18 protein-coding genes are annotated in these 19,682 nt (G+C 38.8%); all 18 read right to left on the bottom strand.

Translation table 11 applies throughout. The features are described from left to right. Positions 1 to 13: 13 nt before the first annotated feature. The 18 genes from DES38_RS04605 to lepA all read right to left on the bottom strand — a co-directional run bounded on the left by DES38_RS04605 (position 14) and on the right by lepA (position 19,318). Positions 14 to 394, bottom strand: coding sequence for a diacylglycerol kinase family protein (locus DES38_RS04605; protein WP_110250930.1), 381 nt, complete (start codon positions 392 to 394; stop codon positions 14 to 16). Then, positions 369 to 839 carry an rRNA maturation RNase YbeY gene (gene ybeY / locus DES38_RS04600; RefSeq protein ID WP_110250929.1) on the bottom strand — a complete coding sequence of 157 codons (471 nt, stop codon included), beginning with the start codon at positions 837 to 839 and terminating at the stop codon, positions 369 to 371. The genes DES38_RS04605 and ybeY overlap by 26 nt, the downstream gene beginning before the upstream one ends. Then, entirely contained in the window at positions 829 to 3,012 is a 2,184-nt protein-coding gene (locus tag DES38_RS04595; RefSeq protein WP_245881959.1) for an HD family phosphohydrolase, read from the bottom strand. Before DES38_RS04595 ends, ybeY begins: the two co-directional genes overlap by 11 nt. 166 nt (positions 3,013 to 3,178) lie before the next feature. Continuing rightward, positions 3,179 to 4,138, bottom strand: coding sequence for a PhoH family protein (locus DES38_RS04590; RefSeq protein WP_110250927.1), 960 nt, complete (start codon positions 4,136 to 4,138; stop codon positions 3,179 to 3,181). 141 nt (positions 4,139 to 4,279) lie between these two features. After that, a complete protein-coding gene (locus DES38_RS04585) occupies positions 4,280 to 4,750 on the bottom strand; it encodes a hypothetical protein (protein ID WP_110250926.1) in 471 nt (156 codons plus the stop codon). A gap of 32 nt (positions 4,751 to 4,782) precedes the next feature. Next, positions 4,783 to 5,784: a flotillin-like protein FloA gene (gene floA / locus DES38_RS04580; protein WP_110250925.1), complete on the bottom strand. Its 1,002-nt coding sequence runs from the start codon at positions 5,782 to 5,784 to the stop codon at positions 4,783 to 4,785. A gap of 3 nt (positions 5,785 to 5,787) precedes the next feature. Further along, on the bottom strand, positions 5,788 to 7,125 hold the full coding sequence (locus DES38_RS04575) for an NfeD family protein (RefSeq protein WP_110250924.1): 1,338 nt from the start codon (positions 7,123 to 7,125) through the stop codon (positions 5,788 to 5,790). A gap of 143 nt (positions 7,126 to 7,268) precedes the next feature. Next, a complete protein-coding gene (locus DES38_RS04570; protein WP_110250923.1) occupies positions 7,269 to 7,715 on the bottom strand; it encodes a GatB/YqeY domain-containing protein in 447 nt (148 codons plus the stop codon). A 46-nt stretch (positions 7,716 to 7,761) separates the two neighbouring features. Further along, positions 7,762 to 7,935, bottom strand: a complete 174-nt coding sequence (gene rpsU, locus DES38_RS04565) for a 30S ribosomal protein S21 (protein ID WP_090794468.1) — start codon at positions 7,933 to 7,935, stop codon at positions 7,762 to 7,764. Positions 7,936 to 8,082: 147 nt separating this feature from the next. Continuing rightward, entirely contained in the window at positions 8,083 to 9,423 is a 1,341-nt protein-coding gene (gene mtaB, locus DES38_RS04560; protein WP_110250922.1) for a tRNA (N(6)-L-threonylcarbamoyladenosine(37)-C(2))-methylthiotransferase MtaB, read from the bottom strand. Between the two features lie 5 nt (positions 9,424 to 9,428). Beyond that, positions 9,429 to 10,178 carry a 16S rRNA (uracil(1498)-N(3))-methyltransferase gene (locus DES38_RS04555; protein ID WP_110250921.1) on the bottom strand — a complete coding sequence of 250 codons (750 nt, stop codon included), beginning with the start codon at positions 10,176 to 10,178 and terminating at the stop codon, positions 9,429 to 9,431. Between the two features lie 19 nt (positions 10,179 to 10,197). Next, on the bottom strand, positions 10,198 to 11,139 hold the full coding sequence (gene prmA / locus DES38_RS04550; protein ID WP_110250920.1) for a 50S ribosomal protein L11 methyltransferase: 942 nt from the start codon (positions 11,137 to 11,139) through the stop codon (positions 10,198 to 10,200). A 25-nt stretch (positions 11,140 to 11,164) separates the two neighbouring features. Continuing rightward, positions 11,165 to 12,295, bottom strand: a complete 1,131-nt coding sequence (dnaJ, locus tag DES38_RS04545; protein WP_110250919.1) for a molecular chaperone DnaJ — start codon at positions 12,293 to 12,295, stop codon at positions 11,165 to 11,167. Positions 12,296 to 12,464: 169 nt separating this feature from the next. Further along, positions 12,465 to 14,288, bottom strand: coding sequence for a molecular chaperone DnaK (gene dnaK / locus DES38_RS04540; RefSeq protein ID WP_110250918.1), 1,824 nt, complete (start codon positions 14,286 to 14,288; stop codon positions 12,465 to 12,467). Between the two features lie 47 nt (positions 14,289 to 14,335). Continuing rightward, a complete protein-coding gene (grpE, locus tag DES38_RS04535; RefSeq protein WP_110250917.1) occupies positions 14,336 to 14,908 on the bottom strand; it encodes a nucleotide exchange factor GrpE in 573 nt (190 codons plus the stop codon). A gap of 48 nt (positions 14,909 to 14,956) precedes the next feature. Next, on the bottom strand, positions 14,957 to 15,976 hold the full coding sequence (gene hrcA, locus DES38_RS04530) for a heat-inducible transcriptional repressor HrcA (protein WP_110250916.1): 1,020 nt from the start codon (positions 15,974 to 15,976) through the stop codon (positions 14,957 to 14,959). 91 nt (positions 15,977 to 16,067) lie between these two features. Continuing rightward, a complete protein-coding gene (gene hemW / locus DES38_RS04525; RefSeq protein WP_110250915.1) occupies positions 16,068 to 17,237 on the bottom strand; it encodes a radical SAM family heme chaperone HemW in 1,170 nt (389 codons plus the stop codon). A 266-nt stretch (positions 17,238 to 17,503) separates the two neighbouring features. Then, positions 17,504 to 19,318 carry a translation elongation factor 4 gene (gene lepA, locus DES38_RS04520; RefSeq protein ID WP_425450530.1) on the bottom strand — a complete coding sequence of 605 codons (1,815 nt, stop codon included), beginning with the start codon at positions 19,316 to 19,318 and terminating at the stop codon, positions 17,504 to 17,506. Positions 19,319 to 19,682 lie beyond the last annotated feature (364 nt).

The following is a 19,682-nucleotide window of genomic DNA, read 5'->3' as shown; positions in this document are numbered from 1 at the left end:
TTCCTCCATATTCTTAAAATACATAGCTAATGATTTTTGGTATAAAAATAATACATCCGATAATAAACGCAATCAAACTAGCGACCAATACCCCACCAGCAGTTAAATCTTTAATAATACCTACCTTTGGATGACGCTCAGGCGCCAGGTGATCTAACATTACTTCAACGGCGGTATTAAAGACTTCCGCTGTTAATACTAATCCAAATGTTAAAAAGAGTAAGACCCATTCCGTAAAGTTGACACGCAAGATAAAACCAAACACAATAACGACACAGACAATTAATGCGTGAACACGCATGTTAATTTCATTGGTCAGGGCATATTTCAATCCGTTGGCTGCATATTTTAATCCGACACTCTTCTTTTTAATTTCTTGATAATCCGAAGCCATGGAGAATATCCTCTTGTTTTTTTGTCATCATTTCTTCGTCATCCGCTTCAATATGATCATAACCCAATAAATGCAAAAACCCATGTAAAGCTAAGAAACCAAGTTCACGTTCAAAACTATGATTGTACTCCCTAGCTTGTTCTGTTGTGCGATCAATTGAAATAATTATATCACCTAACACCACAGGCATATCTGGGGTGTTAGCAATCACCATTTCTTCTTCATGTTCATCTTCTAAAGCAAAGGATATCACATCGGTTGGACGATCAATCCCACGATAATCGCGGTTAATTTCTTGGATTTTTTTATTATCAACAAAGCTAACGGCTACTTCGGTATCTCCCTTGATTGCTTCTTCTTTTGCAGCATGTTGCAATAACTGCTCAACTAAATCAAGATGTTTTTGTGTGACTTGATTAGTTTCGTCATTATATTCAATTAACATCTTTATCTTCCTCCTTGCCTGTTGGGTACTTGATTCTTGAATGATAAATACCGTTTAACGTTTCACTGATCGTATCCCTCACCTTTGATAATTCTTTAAAGGTTAACATCGAATCATCCAACTGATGATCTTGTAAGCGATCTTGAATAATGTTATCAATAAGTGCATCAATTCGTTTTTTACTCGGGTCATCCATCGAGCGGACTGCCGCTTCGACCGAATCACAAATTGAAATCACAGCACTTTCTTTTGTTTTTGGTTTTGGTCCTGGATAACGGAATTGATCAGGGCGTACATCATCTTTAGTCTCTTTCGCCTTATAATAAAAGTATTTCACTAGCGATGTGCCATGATGTTGTTCGGCAATATCAATAATTTCTTTTGGCAAATGATGCTCTTTCAAAATGCGTGACCCATCCAGTGGGTGTGACAAGATAATGGTTGCACTTTGTTCGGGCGCTAAAAAGTCATGCGGGTTCTGAATGCCCATTTGGTTTTCAATAAAGTAATGGGGATGATCAGTCTTACCGATATCATGAAAATAGGAGGCTACACGCGCAAACAATCCGTTTGCACCAATCGCTTCACAGGCTGCTTCACTTAAGTTTGCTACCATGACACTATGATGATAGGTGCCTGGGGCTTCTGTCAATATTTTTTTTAGCAGAGGATGGTTTGGGTTCGCCAAGGTAAGTAACTTCGCATCCGATAATATTCCCAAAATCGACTCAAAGAAAGGTAAGGTCCCAATTGTAACGATACCTGCAATAACAGCTGCTGCAACCCCATAACCACTGTATTGAAGTAAGTTAATCCATTGGTAACTCTCATAAGCCATTAAAATAAAACTTGTCACAACGAGCACATTTACAGTTAAAGTTAACACCATCGCTCTAATAAGTGTTACTTTTCCCTCAATTTGTTTTAATAACACCAACCCGCTTAACTGTGACAATAATAGATAAATACCGGCTTCCAAGTTTAAGGCTCCAGGGATTTCACCATTAAAAATAATTGTTGCCACAATGGCAAAGAAAATCGCATGAATAATTGCAATTCTTTCTCTAAATAACAATTTTAATAACATTGCCGAACCCGCAATTGGCATCAACAAATAAATATGATTATTATCTGTATAGAAGAAACTGCTAAATTTCATTACAACTAGGCTAAGCAGTACAATAATTAAGATAGCGATCCATTGTTTCAATTGTCTTCTTGTTTTTCTCATGTAAGTGAAATAACTATAACCTAATAAGCCCGTTAGTAATATAACAAATAAACCTAAGCCGACGATTGGATATACATTTCGGTCACTGTTAAGTAACCCTACGAGCTCTAGTTTAGAATATATATCATTCGTAATGGTTTGTCCTTCCCTCACAATGACCTCGCCGGCGCGAATCATTTGCGGTTCAACATTGTTAAGCGCTTGTCGTTCTGCATCCATTGTTCGTTCTATCGAGAAAAATGAATTCTCAACGAGTATCGATCGCCCTAACGTTTCTAGCGCATCACGGATATCATTAGGTAAGGAAGCATACTGGAACCGAGAGGCTAGTTCTTGTTTTTGTTCAACTAAATCTTCTCTAGTAATACCTTCATTAAACAATTCGTTCAGCGTCGTGGTAAGTAACGTGTAACTGCTACTGCGCTCACCTGCATCCATGTCGATCAAACGTGTTAATTCTTCTTCAGATAAAATTGTTGATAAGTCACTTGAGATAAGTTCGTTCATTTGTTGTAATTTCTCAGTCATCGATAAACTGCGATAGACTTCTTCGTCTTCAGTTTCCGGAGCTGTTTCATCCCCAGTTGAAGTTGGTTCTTCTTCAGTTTCTTCAACTAAGACTGGCTGATTAACAACCTCAATCGCATTAAAAAATTCCTCCACCATCGCCAACTGTTCCGTCGTTATGTCACCTAGGGTAACGTAACGATCCTCAACAGATTGAACAGCTTCACGTTGTTGACGTTCAGTTGCTTGCTGGTCTTCAATCGTAATCGGTGAACGGATTGTCTCAGTTGCTATACTAAATCGTTCCACTTCATAGGTCTCTGTAGACACGTTAGAAAAAGTAATCGCAAATAACGCAAGTGCTATCACGAATAACGTTAATAAGATTTCGATAATATGCCGATACGCTTTTAAGCTTTCTTTTAAAGATTTCACGATAAGTACTCCCTCATTTCGCATCTTTTGAATACTTAAGTTAGTCACTAATAGCTATATTTTACCACAAAATGACTAGTGAGTTATTAATTTTTTAAAATAAAGCACCTTAACGAAAAAGAAAAGCCATCAGTTTAATTGATGACCTTCTTAACAAAGCCCTAACTTATGCATCATCTTCACATGCTGCAATAATTTTTTGGACGATGGGATGTCGCACAACATCTTGTTGTTTTAGGTAAGTAAAACCAATATCTTCGACACCTTTTAATCGCGATTCAATATAGCGTAACCCAGATTCAATCCCTCGTGGTAAATCAATCTGAGTAATATCACCAGTTACCACCATTCTAGAACCAAACCCTAGACGCGTTAAAAACATTTTCATTTGCGCAGGTGTTGTATTCTGCGCTTCATCCAAGATAACAAAAGCATCATCTAAGGTACGTCCACGCATGTAGGCAAGTGGAGCAATCTCTATTGTTCCACGTTCAATTAAACGGGTGGTATGTTCATTACCAAGCACATCGTGCAGACTATCGTACAACGGTCGTAAATACGGATCGACTTTCTCTTTTAAATCACCAGGTAAAAATCCTAAGCTTTCTCCTGCTTCAACAGCTGGGCGTGTTAAGATAATTCGCTTAATCTCACCCTTTTTCAAAGCCCGTACAGCCATCACAACCGCTAAATACGTTTTCCCTGTACCAGCCGGGCCAATTCCAAAGACCAAATCATTATGACGCATCTGGTTGACGTAATCACGTTGGCCGATTGTTTTAACACGGATTGCTTTCCCTAGATTGTTGCGCATAATTTCTTCATCAAACAAGGTATACAGTTGATCAATATTATCTTTTTTTGCTAATTCAATCGCATAAATTACATCGCGTTCAGAAATAATAATATTCCGACGTACAATGCTTAACAACGCATGTAAAACATCTTCAACTACTTTTGCATCCGCTTCATCACCTTGAACACGAATTTCTTCCCCGCGGGTAATAATTGATATGTTTAGCGCTGTTTCTATTATTTTCAAATGATTATCTTCAGTTCCAAATAACATTTGACCTTCATGTTGGTCGTTTAATGCTAAATCGATTAAATGAATCGGTTCTGACATACTGTAAGCTCCTTGCAAAATACATATTCACATCAGCGAAGATGCGTACGTTTACTTTACCATTCTCTTCACTTAGTTGCAAAAATTTGATCACTGCTAAAAAAAGCAGCAAATCCTAGACAGGATTTGCTGCTTAAAATACTAAATTTGATTGTTACGGCCATAAGGTCGTTTTGCACGAGGTTTTGATAAAACCTCAGCCATAACAACACTAGATCTTACACCACCACGTAATAATTGCTTTTTGAGTGGTTGAGACGAATTTGCAGTTTTTCTTTTTTTGTTTGTTCTACTTTTTAATGGTGTTCGACGCTCAATTTTCTTTGCTTGCGAATTTTTTTGCGCCTGTTTTTGTTCTGATTGAAGGTTCAAACTTTCTCTCAGCCGTTCTAATTGATCTTGATGATCTCCGTCAGGCATCACCATCTCAGTCTCTGCCTCACCTCTGATTGGGTCGACACGGCCTGGATTCGGATTTGAAACCGTTGGTGTTTGTTTTGGCCTTTGTTCAGAGCGTCGTTGATCTTCTTTAGACTGATTACTTTTTGACTTAAATACACTTGAACCGATAACCAAAAGAAAGGTGATTAATGGGATTAGAACATCTTCCATCGTTAAAACTCCTCTCTTTCTATCTGCATTGTTTACTCTTCATCTGAATCGTCTTCAGTCATTTTACCGATTGAATCACGCATTTCAGTATCTGCACCAATGTTTTTATAGTTCATGTAGTCCATGACACCCATATGACCTGAGCGTAATGCTTCTGCAAGTGCAAGTGGTACATCAGCTTCTGCTTCAACCACTTTCGCACGCATTTCTTGAACACGCGCAACCATTTCTTGCTCTTCTGCCACAGCCATCGCACGACGTTCTTCCGCTTTTGCTTGGGCGATATTTTTATCTGCTTCTGCTTGATCCGTTTGCAGAATGGCACCAATGTTTTTACCGATATCAACATCAGCAATATCAATCGATAGAATTTCAAATGCTGTCCCAGCATCTAAACCACGATTTAGAACATTATGTGAAATCGAATCAGGATTTTCTAATACTTGCTTATGTGAATTTGAACTACCAATTGTACTAACAACACCTTCACCAACACGTGCGATGACTGTTTCTTCACCGGCACCACCGACAAGGCGATCAATATTTGCACGGACGGTAATACGTGCTTTTGCTTTAACTTCAATACCATCCATAGCAATACCTGCAATAAATGGCGTTTCAATAACTTTAGGGTTAACACTCATTTGAACCGCTTGTAAAACATCACGACCGGCTAAGTCAATCGCCGCCGCACGTTCAAAGCTAAGCTCAATGTTTGCTCGTTGCGCTGCAATTAAAGCATTAACGACGCGGTCAACATTACCACCCGCCAAATAGTGGGACTCTAATTGATTCGTATCGGCATCAACACCCGCTTTATGTGCTTTAATTAATGGGTTGATGACCCGTGCTGGTACAACGCGACGTAAGCGCATACCGACTAGTGTAAAGATACTTACTTTTGTCCCTGCTGCAATCGCACTAATCCATAGCGCAACTGGAATAAACGTTAACAAAATAACGAGTGCAATGATAATGACACCAATTAAAATAATTGGTAAGAAATCTGCTGCTGTGTTAAATCCTTGATCCATGTTTTATTCCTCCTTAGTTTCTTGTTCGCGAACAATAACTCTACCACCCGCTACTTTTACAATCATAACAGGTTGGTCTTGGGAAATAAATCCCCCTTCAGTAACAACATCGACACGTTCATGATTAAATCGCGCTGTCCCTGCAGGTCTTAGTGGTGTTAAGGTAACCCCGACTTGTCCAGCTAAATCTTTTCTTTCTTGGTTCGAGACATAGCCTCTCTCTGTTGTTTCTTGGTCAGATAAGATGATGTACCGCAATAATCCTTTTTGTAGGCCAATTCGTTTGTAAAGAATCACAGCTAACGTTAAGCTGACAACCATAGCGATTAAAATACTAAAGCTCATTGCTGCGACGTTCCCTGATGCCATAAATAGCGAGGCAATAATACTCAGTGTCCCTATTCCACCTAAAATCCCACCAGGGACAAAGAATTCAATGGCAACCAGGGCAATACCTACGATCAGTAATACAAACACTTCATAGCCAGCAAGACCCGCAACGGTATGGCCATAAAAGAATAAAATCAATGCGATAATACTCGTTGACCCAGCGACACCAAATCCAGGTGAGTACAGTTCAACAATCAAACCTAAGCCAGCTAAAGATAGGAGAATTGAAATCACGACAGAGTTGGTTAAAAACCGCGCAACATTCTCAGCCAATGTGACCTCGACCTCAACAATTTCAGCACCAGTCAAATCTAGTTCTGCTAAAAGCTCTGTTCGATGGTTCACTGTACCTTGAGAATAACCGACTTCAAGTGCTGCTGTGGGCCCAAGCGTTAAGTAACTACCTTCAGGTGCATTGTATTCTGGTAGATCGATGCTCGCATCTGCCATTGCTTCAGCATAAATACGTTCACGCCCCTTAGCTTCAGCAGCACTTCCCATCGCTTCTAACCAATATGACTGCGCTTTATCATCCGCAGCATTTCCGTCACCAGTGATGATGCCACTAGCCCCCATTGTTGCTTGTGGACTCATATATATGTTGTCTGCGAATAAGGCGATATAAGAACCTGCTGATAATGCACGATTCGTTATGTAAGCTGTGGTAGTAATCTCAATACCACTCAATAGATCTCCAATGTTACTCGCAGCATTAACGACTCCTCCGGGCGTGTTAATTTCAAAGATGATGTGATCAGCATTATTTTCTGTTGCCTCTTCAGTTGCACGTCTTAAAAATGCTTCTAAACCACGTTCAACTTCATCTTCAAGCGGCACAACATACACCAATTTACCTTCACCTGAAGCATCAGCAACGCTAGTAAAAAAAGCGACGCTTATTCCAACAATCATCACTAAACTTAAGAAAAATAACGTCAGTTTCCTCTTCATGTTTTCACCTCCTGTTTTAAAAAATTCCTAACAAAGACGATTGTTTCCAGGTTACTTTATCAGTATATCATGAAGAAAAAAAAAAGTCCTTATTCAATAATCGAATAAGGACTTTTTTACTTTTTTTGAGATTTCGCAATCGTCTATGATAAATGTTTTTGAACGAGTCTATTAACTTCAGTTCCATCCGCTTTGCCTTTTACTTTCGGCATCAACGCACCCATCACTTTACCCATCTCTTGCTTAGAAGTTGCACCAACGGATGCAATTGTTTCAACAACAATCGCTTCTAGCTCTTCTTCCGTAAGCTGTTTTGGCATGTAGACTTGCAAAATTTCAATCTCTTTAGCAAGATTATCTGCAAGATCGTCACGACCAGCTTCTTTAAATTCATGGAGGGAATCTTTACGTTGTTTTAGCTCACGAGCTAACACCGTCAATTCTTCTTCTTCTGATAAAGTATCTTTTCCAAGTTTTATCGCTTCGTTTTGAAGTGAAGCTTTGACCATGCGAATTACACTAAGCTTTTGCTTATCTTTACTTCGCATGGCGTCTTTCATATCTTGGTTAAGAGTTTCTAGTAATGACATTTCTTCCTACACCCTCTTAATAAGAAATATAATTTCTTATATGATATTACTTGCGTTTTCTAGCCGCCTCTGATTTCTTCTTACGACGAACACTAGGTTTTTCATAAAATTCACGCTTGCGGTATTCAGAGATTGTACCTGATTTTGACACACTGCGTTTAAAGCGACGAAGAGCATCTTCAAGAGACTCGTTTTTACGTACGCGAGTAGTATTTGACATGCTAATTTCCCTCCCTCCGAAGCATCCAACAGTTTTTACGGACACTTTACCTACTGGTAAAATGTCTCTATGACATTATAATATATAGCGATTTCAAGGTCAATGCTTTAATTTAAATGATGCAGATATTTCTTAGCTAATCTTGCTTTAAAGTGTGGTTAATTGCGGGTCTACTAATAGTTTAACAAATTCTCCATCGCTGAAGGGATAACCAGCTTTTGTGAGTTTAACTCTCACAATTTCACCAATTAGCGTTCTTTCTCCTTTAAACCTGAGCTTCATATAATTATCAGAATAGCCAATCAGATAATTCTCACCAGCAATTGTTTCAACTTCTTCTGGAATGACTTCCACAATTTCACCTTCAAAATTTGACGCATACTGTTTAGCCTGTTGTTCAGAAAGCGTCATCAACTGATGTACCCGGTCATGTTTTACTTCATCATCAACCTGGTCTTCCATTTTTGCTGCTGGCGTGCCGGTACGTTTAGAAAATGGAAAAACATGTAACTCAGAGAAGCCAATTGTTTGAATGAATTGATAGGTTTCATTAAATTCTGCTTCCGTTTCACCGGGGAAACCGACAATGACATCTGATGTGACAGCAAGTCCAGGTAAGGCTTCTTTTAAGCGATTAATTTGTTGCTGGTAGAAAGCTGTGGTGTACTTGCGGCGCATTCTTGTTAAAACGGAATCTGACCCTGCTTGTAAGGGCACGTGCAAGTGTCTAACAATTTTTTCGGAATCATCAATCACCCGCATGACTTTCTCTGTAATCTGACTGGCCTCAATTGATGAGATCCGAATCCGTTTTAATCCTTGCACTTTTGTTTCTAAATCATTCAATAGATCAGCAAAATCATAATCAGTAAAATCTTCACCATACCCAGCTGTATGAATCCCTGTTAAGACCACTTCTTTATAGCCAGCGTCAACCAGTTGCTGTGCTTGTTCAATTACATGTTCCGGTTCTCTAGAACGTAACAATCCCCTTGACCACGGAATGATACAAAACGTACAGAAATTGTTACACCCTTCTTGAATTTTAAGGTTTGCTCGGGTTCGATCGGAAAATTCTGGTACATCCATCTCTTCAAAGATACGATTTTTCATGATATTTGACACCCCGTTAACAGGCAGACGTGTCTCTTGATGTTCTTCTATGTAGGCAATCATTTTATTCCGGTCTTGCGTCCCTACAACGACATCAACACCAGGAATTTCCATGACCTCGCCGGGTGAGACTTGTGCATAACACCCTGTTACACAAACAACGGCTTCCGGATTTTTACGAATCGCTCGTCGAATGATTTGTCGAGATTTCTTATCCCCTGTATTAGTGACGGTACACGTATTGATCACATACACATCAGCAATCGACTCAAAATCAACCCGTTCATAGCCTTGTTTTTTAAATGACTGCCAAATACCTTCTGTTTCGTATTGATTCACTTTACAACCCAATGTATGAAAAGCAACGCTGGTCATTGTCTTCACTCCATTTCCTCGAAGTAATAAGATAGTGCGCTTAAAAAGTATAAAGGCGCTGTTTCAGTTCTCAAAATACGTGTCCCAAAACGAACCGGGTAAAACGCATGCTGATAAAATGCCGCAACTTCTGCTTCTGTTAAACCACCTTCAGGTCCAATCACAACAAGCACTGTATCCCCTGGGGTCATTTGATTAAAGTAATGACTTAACCGTTTTGAAGATAACGCACGTGTTGTTTCCTCATAAGCAATCAGTAAATGATCATATGCCGGCGCCTTCTCTAACAGATCTTTCAAGTGGTGAACCGGCTCAATAACCGGCATATGACTTCTGTGTGATTGTTCACTCGCTTCTTTAATGATTTTCTGCAGACGTTCTATCTTTTTTTTCTGTTTTTTTTCATCCCATTTCACAATTGCTCGTTCACTTTGGAAAGGAATGATAGCTGCTACACCTAGTTCTGTTGCTTTTTGTGCAATCAATTCCAGTTTATCACCTTTCGGCAAGCTTTGTACCAAGGTCACTTTAACAGCTAACTCCGTCTTTTCACTTAACCATTCTGAAACAGTGAGTTGAACAGCTTCACCCATCACAGTAATAACACAAATTGCCTGTCTAGCTGCATTATCACTACACAACACCTTATCACCTAAGGTCAAGCGCATTACCCGAGTGATATGATGGACATCCTCTCCAGAAATTAAAACATCCTGACCTTGCCAATTTTTCGAGTCAACAAAATAACGTTGCATCTATCGTCATCCTCATTTATTATTCTGATTTTCGGGCTGTAATTGACACCCAATCTTCCATTTCATTCACGTCTAAAATGGTAAAACCAGCTGCAATTAAACCTTCTTTCACTTGCGTTTTTTTCTGGCTGATAATTCCAGAAGCGATAAAGATACCGCCTGGCTTTAATAGATGGAACGCCTCTTTTTCAAATCGAAGAATAATCTCAGCGAGAATATTAGCAACAATCACGTCAGGAATGATCGCGATGTCGTCCAATAAGTTATTTTGCTTTACAGTGATTTGTTCCTGAACTTGATTGATTTTTGTATTGATACGCGCTGAGTCAACAGCTACTTGATCTAAGTCATATGCGTAGACCGTCTTTGCCCCAAGTTTAGCCGCTGCGATACTTAAAACTCCAGAGCCTGTCCCTACATCAATGACTGTTTGATCCGGTTTAATGTAACTTTCTAGCGCTTGCATGCTTAAAACGGTCGTTGGATGTGTACCTGTACCAAATGCCATCCCTGGATCTAACTCAATAATAATCTCATCAGTTGACACCGGCTGATAATCTTCCCAGGTCGGTGTAATTGTGATTTTATTTGAAATTTTCACCGGCTTATAATATTTTTTCCACGCAGTTGCCCATGCTTCTTCATTCACTTCACTGATCGAAACTTTGTTCATACCTAAATCAATATTATAGATTAACAGCTGATTAATTGCTTCTTTAATTTGTTCAACTGTCTCACCTAAGAAGCTATTTACTGGAAGGTACGCTTTTAAAATGACACCTTCTTCAGGATAATCGTTTGGGTCTAACTCATACATTTCACCAAAGGTTGTCGGTCTTTCTTTTAAAAGATCTTCAGCATCTTCAATCACAACACCACTTGCACCTGCCTCGTGCAAAATATTCGAAATCGGTTCAATTGCTTCATTTGTCGTATGAATACAAAATTCTGACCAGTTCATGACGCTTCACTCATTTCTCTATAATTTATTCACCTTTAAAAGCACGTTTCACCCGATCAAAAAAAGAATCACCATGCTCATCCATTGGCTCATTGCCACTTATTTCATTGAATTCGCGTAAAAGTTCTTTTTGACGATCTGAAAGATTTGTTGGTGTAATCACACGAATTTTGACATGTTGATCACCGTGACCATAGCCTCTTACATTCGGTGCGCCTTTACCTTTTAACCGGAATGTCTTACCTGTTTGTGTACCAGCCGGTACTTTCAGTTTCACTTTACCATGAACGGTAGGTACTTCAATCTCATCACCTAGCGCTGCCTGTGAGTAAGTAATTGGCATATCACAGAAAATATGATCGCCTTCACGTTGATAAAACTCATGCGGTTTTACTTGGACGACCACATACAAATCACCTGCTGGCCCTCCGTTTGCACCCGGTTCCCCTTTTCCAGGCACACGAATTTGTTGACCATTATCAATCCCTGCTGGAATGTTAATGTGAATTTTCTTTTGTTTTTTAACTTTACCACGACCATGGCAGGTTTCACATTTCTCTTTAATCTGCTTTCCGGTACCATTACAGTGATGGCAGACCCGTTTATTTACCACACGGCCAAATGGCGTATTCTGTTCAACATTAAGTTGACCTGAGCCATGACAATGTTGACATGTTTCTGGTTGCGTGCCTGGTTTTGCACCGGAACCAGCACATGTTTCACAGGTTTCTTCTTTTGGAATCGTAATGTCTGTTTCTTTACCAAAGATAGCTTCTTCAAAATTCAACACCATTGTATACTGTAGATCATTCCCTTGGCGTGGTGCATTTGGATCTCGTCGACCGCCACCACCACCAAAGAACATATCAAAGATATCGCTGAAACCACCGAAGTCTTCAGCGCCCCCGCCAAATCCGCCACCAAATCCTTGTGACTGTGGGCCGGCATGACCAAATTGATCATATTGTTGACGCTTCTGATCATTACTTAGTGTTTCATAAGCTTCTTTTGCTTCTTTAAATTTATCTTGTGCATCATCTTCTTTATTCACATCTGGATGATATTTTCGTGCCAGTTTTCGGTACGCTTTTTTTATTTCTTCTTTTGAGGCATCTTTAGATAGACCTAAAATTTCATAATAATCTCGTTTACTCAATTACTGTCACTCCCGTCTCTTGTATAGCATAAAGTTTATCATAACATTAGTTATTTAGTAAAAACAATAGGTTTTCACAATTGTCCATGGATTGAGGCAAGTCATAACAAGAAAAGAGTCAAAGCCAAGTAAAACCTGACTTTGACCTTATCTGTCACCTATTTATAAATTAATCTTCGTCAACTTCTTCATAATCTGCATCAACAACGTCGTCATCACTTGATTTAGATGCTTCACCTTCACCTTGTGCTTCTTGTTGTTGCTGTGCTTGCTCATAAAGCTTCACAGATAATGCTTGTACTTCAGCTTCTAGTGCTTCTTTTTTCGCTTTAATATCTTCTAGATCTTCTGATTCTAGTGCTGTTTTTAATTCATCTTTCGCTGTTTCAGCTTTTTGTTTTTCTTCCTCAGAAACGTTGTCAGCTAAATCTTTCAATGTTTTATCTGTTTGGAAGATTAATTGATCAGCTTCGTTACGTAAGTCGATCTCTTCACGGCGCTTTTTGTCTGCCTCTGCATTTTCTTCAGCATCTTTCACCATTTTTTCTACTTCTTCATCTGATAAGCCTGAAGATGATTTAATGGTAATTGATTGCTCTTTGTTTGTACCTAAATCCTTAGCACGAACATTTACGATACCATTTGCATCAATATCAAATGATACTTCAATTTGTGGCACACCACGTGGCGCTGGTGGAATATCTGTTAACTGGAAGCGACCCAGCGTTTTATTATCTTGTGCCATTTCACGCTCACCTTGCAAGACATGAATGTCTACGGCCGTTTGGCTATCCGCTGCTGTAGAGAACACTTGTGAATGACTTGTAGGAATCGTTGTGTTACGTTCAATTAATTTGGTTGTCACGCCACCCATGGTCTCAATACCAAGTGACAATGGTGTCACATCAAGTAAGACAACGTCTTTTACATCACCTTGTAAGACACCTCCTTGAATTGCCGCACCAAGTGCAACAACTTCATCTGGGTTAACCCCTTTAGAAGGCTCTTGTCCGGTTTCCTTTTTGATTGCTTCTTGTACGGCTGGAATACGTGTTGAACCACCAACAAGTAATACTTTGTGAATATCTTTAGCTGACAGGCCTGCGTCACGGAGTGCTTGACGTGTTGGTCCCATTGTACGCTCAACTAAATCTGCGGACAACTCTTCGAATTTAGCACGTGTTAAGTTCATTTCTAAGTGCAACGGGCCTGCGTCACCAGCTGTAATAAATGGCAATGACAATTGTGTTTGTCCGACACCAGATAAATCTTTTTTCGCTTTTTCTGCTGCATCTTTAAGACGTTGTAATGCCATTTTATCTTTTGATAAATCTATGCCATTTTCTTTCTTGAATTCTTTAACCATATAATCAATGATTACTTGGTCAAAGTCATCACCACCAAGACGGTTATCCCCTGCAGTTGCAACAACTTCAAACGTACCATCACCGATATCTAGGATAGACACGTCAAATGTACCACCACCAAGGTCATAAACAAGCACTGTTTGATCTTGATCACCTTTATCAATACCATAGGCTAAAGCTGCTGCAGTTGGCTCGTTAATGATCCGTTCTACTTCTAGACCAGCAATTTTACCAGCGTCTTTTGTTGCTTGTCGTTCAGCATCGTTAAAGTATGCTGGAACTGTAATTACTGCTTTTTCAACCGTCTCACCAAGATAGTCTTCAGCATAAGATTTAATGTACTGTAATATCGCAGCTGAAATTTCTTGTGGTGTATGTTCTTTTCCATCCACTTCTACTTTATAATCTGTACCCATGTGTCGTTTGATTGATTGAATCGTGTTAGGGTTTGTAATTGCTTGACGTTTAGCTACTTCACCCACTTGGCGTTCACCATTTTTGAATGATACAACAGAAGCTGTTGTACGGGCACCTTCTGGGTTAGGGATAACTTTTGCTTCCCCGCCTTCCATTACTGCCACACATGAATTTGTCGTTCCTAAGTCAATACCAATAATTTTACTCATTTTAAAATTTCCTCCTCATATTTGTTGATTATGTTTTCAATCTCTAGTTATTGATTTACTTTAACCATTGCTGGTCGAATGACACGGTCTTTCAACCGATACCCTTTTTGCAATGTTTCAATCACCGTATTGGTTGGTTGTGAATCATCTTCTACTTGGATAACTGCCTGATGTAAGTTCGGGTCAAAGGTTTCGCCGTCAGTTTCAATTGGCTCAACACCCGCTTGATTTAATGCTGTGATTAATTGGCGATAAACCATTTCAATGCCTTCAAAATAAGATTGAACTTTTTCATCATCTGGCTTGGTATCAAGTGCTCGCTCAAAGTTATCGACTACATTAAGTAGTTCAGTTGCTAAATCTTGAGATTTGTACTTTAAGTCAGCTGCTTTCTCTCGCTGCGTACGTTTACGGAAATTATCATACTCCGCTTGAATACGCAACATCTTATTTTTTAGTTCTTCATTTTCTTTTAGAACAGCTTGATAATCAGCCATACTAACTACCTCTGCTTCTATTGACTCATCAGTCTCCGTAGCCTCATCTTCAATGATTTCAATATCGTCATTGCTTGTATCTACAGTTTCCTCATCATGCATTGTTTCTTTTTCTTTCGACATGAGGGTCACCTCCTAGTTAAAATAAATTGTCTAGTTAATCAACGATCTCTACCAATTATGAAACGTATTCGTCATTTGCCCTGATAAAGCATTAAGTAGCGCAACGACTCTTGAATATTCCATTCGCTTTGGTCCCAATAAGGCAATTGTGCCATATTGATTTCCTTTTAAGGAATAGGTGGCGGTAATCAAACTACAATCGCTCATCTCAATCATTTGATTTTCGTGACCGATTGAAATATGAATCCCTCGGTCTTCGGACCGCAGAATATTCGCCATAATGTCTTCTTTCTCAATTACAGAATACAGTGAGTGAATTTTAGCAACATCGTTAAATTCAGGTTGAAGTAACATGTTTGTAATCCCACCAACATAGATATTCGTTGGCTGTTGATCAAGCAGTGCACCCTTTAAATAGTTGAAGGCTGTATTGATATCTTGGATATAATGATCTAAGATATGCGTTAATTCTTGTTTAAGCCGTTTATCCAAGTGAATGATGGGCACACCAACAAGTCGCTCATTTAATATATTTACGAGCTTTTCCAAATCATGCGGATTAATCGCTTGCGGAATCGTAAACGATCGATGCTCCACATGACCTGAACTAGTTACTAAAATAGCTACAGCCGTTGTCGTCGATAGATGGATGATTTGCAATTGCTTCAACGTTGTTTCATAGACTTCAGGACCTAAAATAATTGAGGTATAGTTGGTCAAGTCACTCAGCATGGATACTGAGTTTTGAATTACTTGTTCAAACTCGACCATATCTCGGTCAAAGACACTTGAAATCACATGACGATCCTCAGTCGATAAATGAACGGGATTCAACAAATGATCAACATAAAAACGATAGCCTTTTTCTGAAGGAATTCGTCCTGATGATGAATGCGTCTTTTCTAAGAAACCCATTTCTTCTAAATCAGCCATTTCATTACGAATTGTGGCCGGGCTGAAGGTCACTTCTTCTTTTTTTGAAATCGCACGTGATCCAATCGGCTGGGCTGTTTTAATGAACTCATCGATGATCACCTGCAAAATCAGTAATTGTCTCTTCGATAACATGGATGATCACTCCTGTTAGCACTCACCTCTTTCGAGTGCTAATTCTAATAATAAATTATCAAATTCATCACCACTTGTCAATCCAATTGCCTTAAAAATCTTTAATCACTTTATTTAAATCTAGATCTTCTGGCAATAAAAACTGTTGAAAGACTGAGTTACCAAAGAGTTGTCCGTGCTCAGTCATCCGAATTCCATCTCTAAATTCTTCGAGCCATCCCTTATCACAGAGGTCATTAATTTCTTGCTGATAAAGTTGATAGTAATCAAAGCCATAATGCTTTTTAAATGTTTCTCGACTTACACCCGAGCGTTTCCGTAAACCTAGAAAGAGGTGTTCTTCAATCGCTTCTTTCTTCCCAATGATTTCTTCATGGAGTACTGGTTTTCCTGATCTGTTTGCTTCCTTAAGATAAGCAGGAAACGGTCGTAAGTTAATCGTACGTATTCCTGGTAGATAGCCAGATGCACCGGCGCCAAAACCGTAGTAATGGGCATTGTCCCAGTAAGTTAAATTATGTTTACTCTCAAAACCCTGTTTTGCGAAATTACTTATTTCATATTGCTGTTTTCCATGTTTCTTCATTTCTGCAATTAATACCTCAAACATTTGCGCTTCAAGTTCTTCAGGGGCTTTGTGCAACTTCCCTTTCATATGTCGTTGATAAAAAATCGTCTTTGGTTCAATTTGCAGAGCATAGGATGAATAATGCGGTAAATCATAACTTAAGGCTTTTTCAAGCGAATACTTAAATCCTTCAAGCGTTTGTTCTGGTAACCCATACATCAAATCAATACTAATATTAGTAAGGCCATGTTTTTTTAAATCAGCTATATTTTTATCGACATCTTTGACCCGATGCAATCGCCCTAACATCTCTAAATGCGCATCATCAAACACTTGAACACCCATCGAAATACGGTTAACGCCATGTGATTTCAAAGCAATAATTTTTTCTTCATTTAAATCACCAGGATTTGCTTCAAATGTGTATTCTTCAACGTTATCCACATCAAAATGAGCATCAATCATTTCAAGCAAACGATTGAGTTGCTCGATGTTTAAGGCTGTTGGTGTTCCACCACCAACATAAATGGTCCGCATCGATTGCCGTTTATCTGATAGGTAATAATTCATTTCGTTTGCTAGTGCTTCTAAATAATCATCTGCCATTTTCTCTTCATAGAAAAATTTTGTGAAATCACAGTAGTAACAAATTTTTTCACAAAAGGGGATGTGGATATATGCGGATGTAATCATTACAATTACCTCTTTTCTTATATGTTGACTATAGTTAAACATATTTCACTATGATCTGACCAGTCGTACGACTAGTTAGACGAAATATGATGATTGATAGACGGATCGTTCGGTCAACTTGCTTATTTCTACTTGGTTTTTGAACGATCCCCACCATTTTCCTTGTGTTTTCACCCCTGATAGATTGTACCAAGAACGATAAAGAATCCCCCACCTAACAAACAGATGTTTACTAGGTGAGGGCTATTCAAAATTGTACCGTCCGGTTATTCATCATCCATTTGTAGTACGGCCATAAAGGCTTCTTGCGGTACTTCGACCGAACCAACCATTTTCATTCGTTTCTTACCTTCTTTTTGCTTTTCGAGTAATTTACGTTTACGTGAAATATCCCCACCATAGCATTTAGACAATACATTTTTACGCATTGCTTTAATCGTTGAACGCGCAACAATTTTATTGCCGACAGCAGCTTGAATCGGGACTTCAAATTGTTGACGTGGGATCAGACTTTTCAGTTTGTCAACAATTTGCTTACCGCGATTAAATGAGAAATCACGGTGTACGATAAATGACAAGGCATCAATGGTTTCACCATTTAATAAGATATCCATTTTCACAAGTTTCGATGTTTTATAATCAACAAGCTCATAATCAAATGAGGCATAACCTTTTGTTTGAGATTTTAATTTGTCAAAGAAATCATAAACAATTTCAGCTAAAGGAATCTCATAAACCACATTGACGCGATTATCATCAAGATATTTCATGTCGATAAAATCGCCACGCTTGTTCTGGCACAACTCCATCACTGGTCCAACATAATCATTTGGAACCATTACTGTTGCTTTAACATAAGGTTCCATAACGCGTTCAATCGCTTGATTATCAGGCATATAGGAAGGATTATCAATTGAAATCACTTCTCCATCTGTTTTTTCAACCTGATAAATTACACTTGGTGCGGTCGTGATCAGTTCAATGTTAAACTCACGCTCAATGCGTTCTTGAATAATTTCCATGTGTAACAGTCCTAAGAAACCACAACGGAATCCAAATCCAAGAGCTTGTGATGTTTCAGCTTCATATTGCAAAGCTGAGTCGTTTAGTTCCAAACGCTCAAGTGCTTCACGTAGATCATTGTATTTATTAGCATCAATTGGATACAACCCACAGAAAACCATCGGATTTAAACGTCGATATCCAGGTAAAGCTTCTGATGCTGGATTATTGGCAAGTGTTATCGTATCACCAACACGTGCGTCACCAACATTTTTAATGGATGCTGTTAAATAACCAACGTCTCCGACTTCTAATTTATCTAACTTAATTGGCTTCGGACTAAATACACCGATTTCATTTACTTCAAACTCTTTCCCCGTCGCCATCATGCGAATTTTATCACCTAACTTGACGGTTCCTTCCTTGATTCGCACATAAGAAACGACACCACGATACGGATCATAAAGAGAGTCAAAAATCATCGCTTGTAAAGGATGATCAACATCGCCTTCTGGTGCCGGAATACGGTCAACGACAGCTTCTAAGATAGCATCAATGCCAATACCGGATTTTGCACTTACAAGTAATGCTTCATCTCCATCAATACCAATTACATCGGTAATTTCCTGTTTAACACGTTCAGGATCAGCACTGGGTAAATCAATTTTGTTAATAACCGGTATGATTTCCAAATCATTATCTAGAGCTAAATATACATTAGCTAATGTTTGAGCTTCAATGCCTTGAGCCGCATCCACGACTAGAATCGCACCTTCACAAGCCGCTAAGCTACGCGATACTTCATAAGTAAAGTCGACATGCCCTGGTGTGTCAATTAAGTGAAAGATATATTCTTCACCATCTGTATGTTGATATTTTAATTGAACGGCATTCAATTTTATCGTGATGCCTCGTTCACGTTCTAAATCCATCGCATCTAACATCTGTTCTTTCATTTCACGTTGTGTTAATGCTTTTGTTTTCTCTAAAATACGGTCAGCCAATGTCGACTTTCCATGATCAATATGTGCAATAATTGAAAAATTACGCACGCGTTTTTGGTCTCTTGCTTTTGTCAAAATCATTCAACTCCTATTTTCGTCGGACACGCATACTAGCTTGATTATATCAGTGTGCGGCGAAGGATTCAATTCTTTTCTTGAAACTACACGTTAACAGATCTTTAGCATTGTTCAAGAACAGTTCATTCGTTATTCTAGCTATTGTTACTTGAAAAATATATTTATATTGAAATTCGCCCAACCTTTGGTACATTATCTCGAGTTTGACACTTAATTTAAAGGAAACCTCTCTAAACCCTTCAAAAACAAGGGTTTAGAGAGGTTTTGTGTTGTTATAAAAGTGAGTACTATTTCGTATTTCGGGATAGATTTAAATTATTTTCCATTTTATTAAATATATGTAAACATGTTCTCAATGTTC

Origin of the sequence: Streptohalobacillus salinus (assembly GCF_003201605.1) — a bacterium.
GTDB lineage: Bacteria > Bacillota > Bacilli > Bacillales > Amphibacillaceae > Streptohalobacillus > Streptohalobacillus salinus.
The sequence above is the reverse complement of the archived record's forward strand: the minus strand, read 5'-3'. Positions and strand labels throughout refer to the sequence as shown.

What these genes read in the sequence shown, in the direction of transcription:
- DES38_RS04605 (WP_110250930.1), bottom strand. Translation starts at nt 394, where the DNA reads ATGGCTTCGGATTATCAAGAAATTAAAAAGAAGAGTGTCGGATTAAAA.
- ybeY (WP_110250929.1), bottom strand. Translation starts at nt 839, where the DNA reads ATGTTAATTGAATATAATGACGAAACTAATCAAGTCACACAAAAACAT.
- DES38_RS04590 (WP_110250927.1), bottom strand. Translation starts at nt 4,138, where the DNA reads ATGTCAGAACCGATTCATTTAATCGATTTAGCATTAAACGACCAACAT.
- DES38_RS04585 (WP_110250926.1), bottom strand. Translation starts at nt 4,750, where the DNA reads ATGGAAGATGTTCTAATCCCATTAATCACCTTTCTTTTGGTTATCGGT.
- floA (WP_110250925.1), bottom strand. Translation starts at nt 5,784, where the DNA reads ATGGATCAAGGATTTAACACAGCAGCAGATTTCTTACCAATTATTTTA.
- DES38_RS04575 (WP_110250924.1), bottom strand. Translation starts at nt 7,125, where the DNA reads ATGAAGAGGAAACTGACGTTATTTTTCTTAAGTTTAGTGATGATTGTT.
- DES38_RS04570 (WP_110250923.1), bottom strand. Translation starts at nt 7,715, where the DNA reads ATGTCATTACTAGAAACTCTTAACCAAGATATGAAAGACGCCATGCGA.
- rpsU (WP_090794468.1), bottom strand. Translation starts at nt 7,935, where the DNA reads ATGTCAAATACTACTCGCGTACGTAAAAACGAGTCTCTTGAAGATGCT.
- mtaB (WP_110250922.1), bottom strand. Translation starts at nt 9,423, where the DNA reads ATGACCAGCGTTGCTTTTCATACATTGGGTTGTAAAGTGAATCAATAC.
- DES38_RS04555 (WP_110250921.1), bottom strand. Translation starts at nt 10,178, where the DNA reads ATGCAACGTTATTTTGTTGACTCGAAAAATTGGCAAGGTCAGGATGTT.
- prmA (WP_110250920.1), bottom strand. Translation starts at nt 11,139, where the DNA reads ATGAACTGGTCAGAATTTTGTATTCATACGACAAATGAAGCAATTGAA.
- dnaK (WP_110250918.1), bottom strand. Translation starts at nt 14,288, where the DNA reads ATGAGTAAAATTATTGGTATTGACTTAGGAACGACAAATTCATGTGTG.
- grpE (WP_110250917.1), bottom strand. Translation starts at nt 14,908, where the DNA reads ATGTCGAAAGAAAAAGAAACAATGCATGATGAGGAAACTGTAGATACA.
- hrcA (WP_110250916.1), bottom strand. Translation starts at nt 15,976, where the DNA reads ATGTTATCGAAGAGACAATTACTGATTTTGCAGGTGATCATCGATGAG.
- hemW (WP_110250915.1), bottom strand. Translation starts at nt 17,237, where the DNA reads ATGATTACATCCGCATATATCCACATCCCCTTTTGTGAAAAAATTTGT.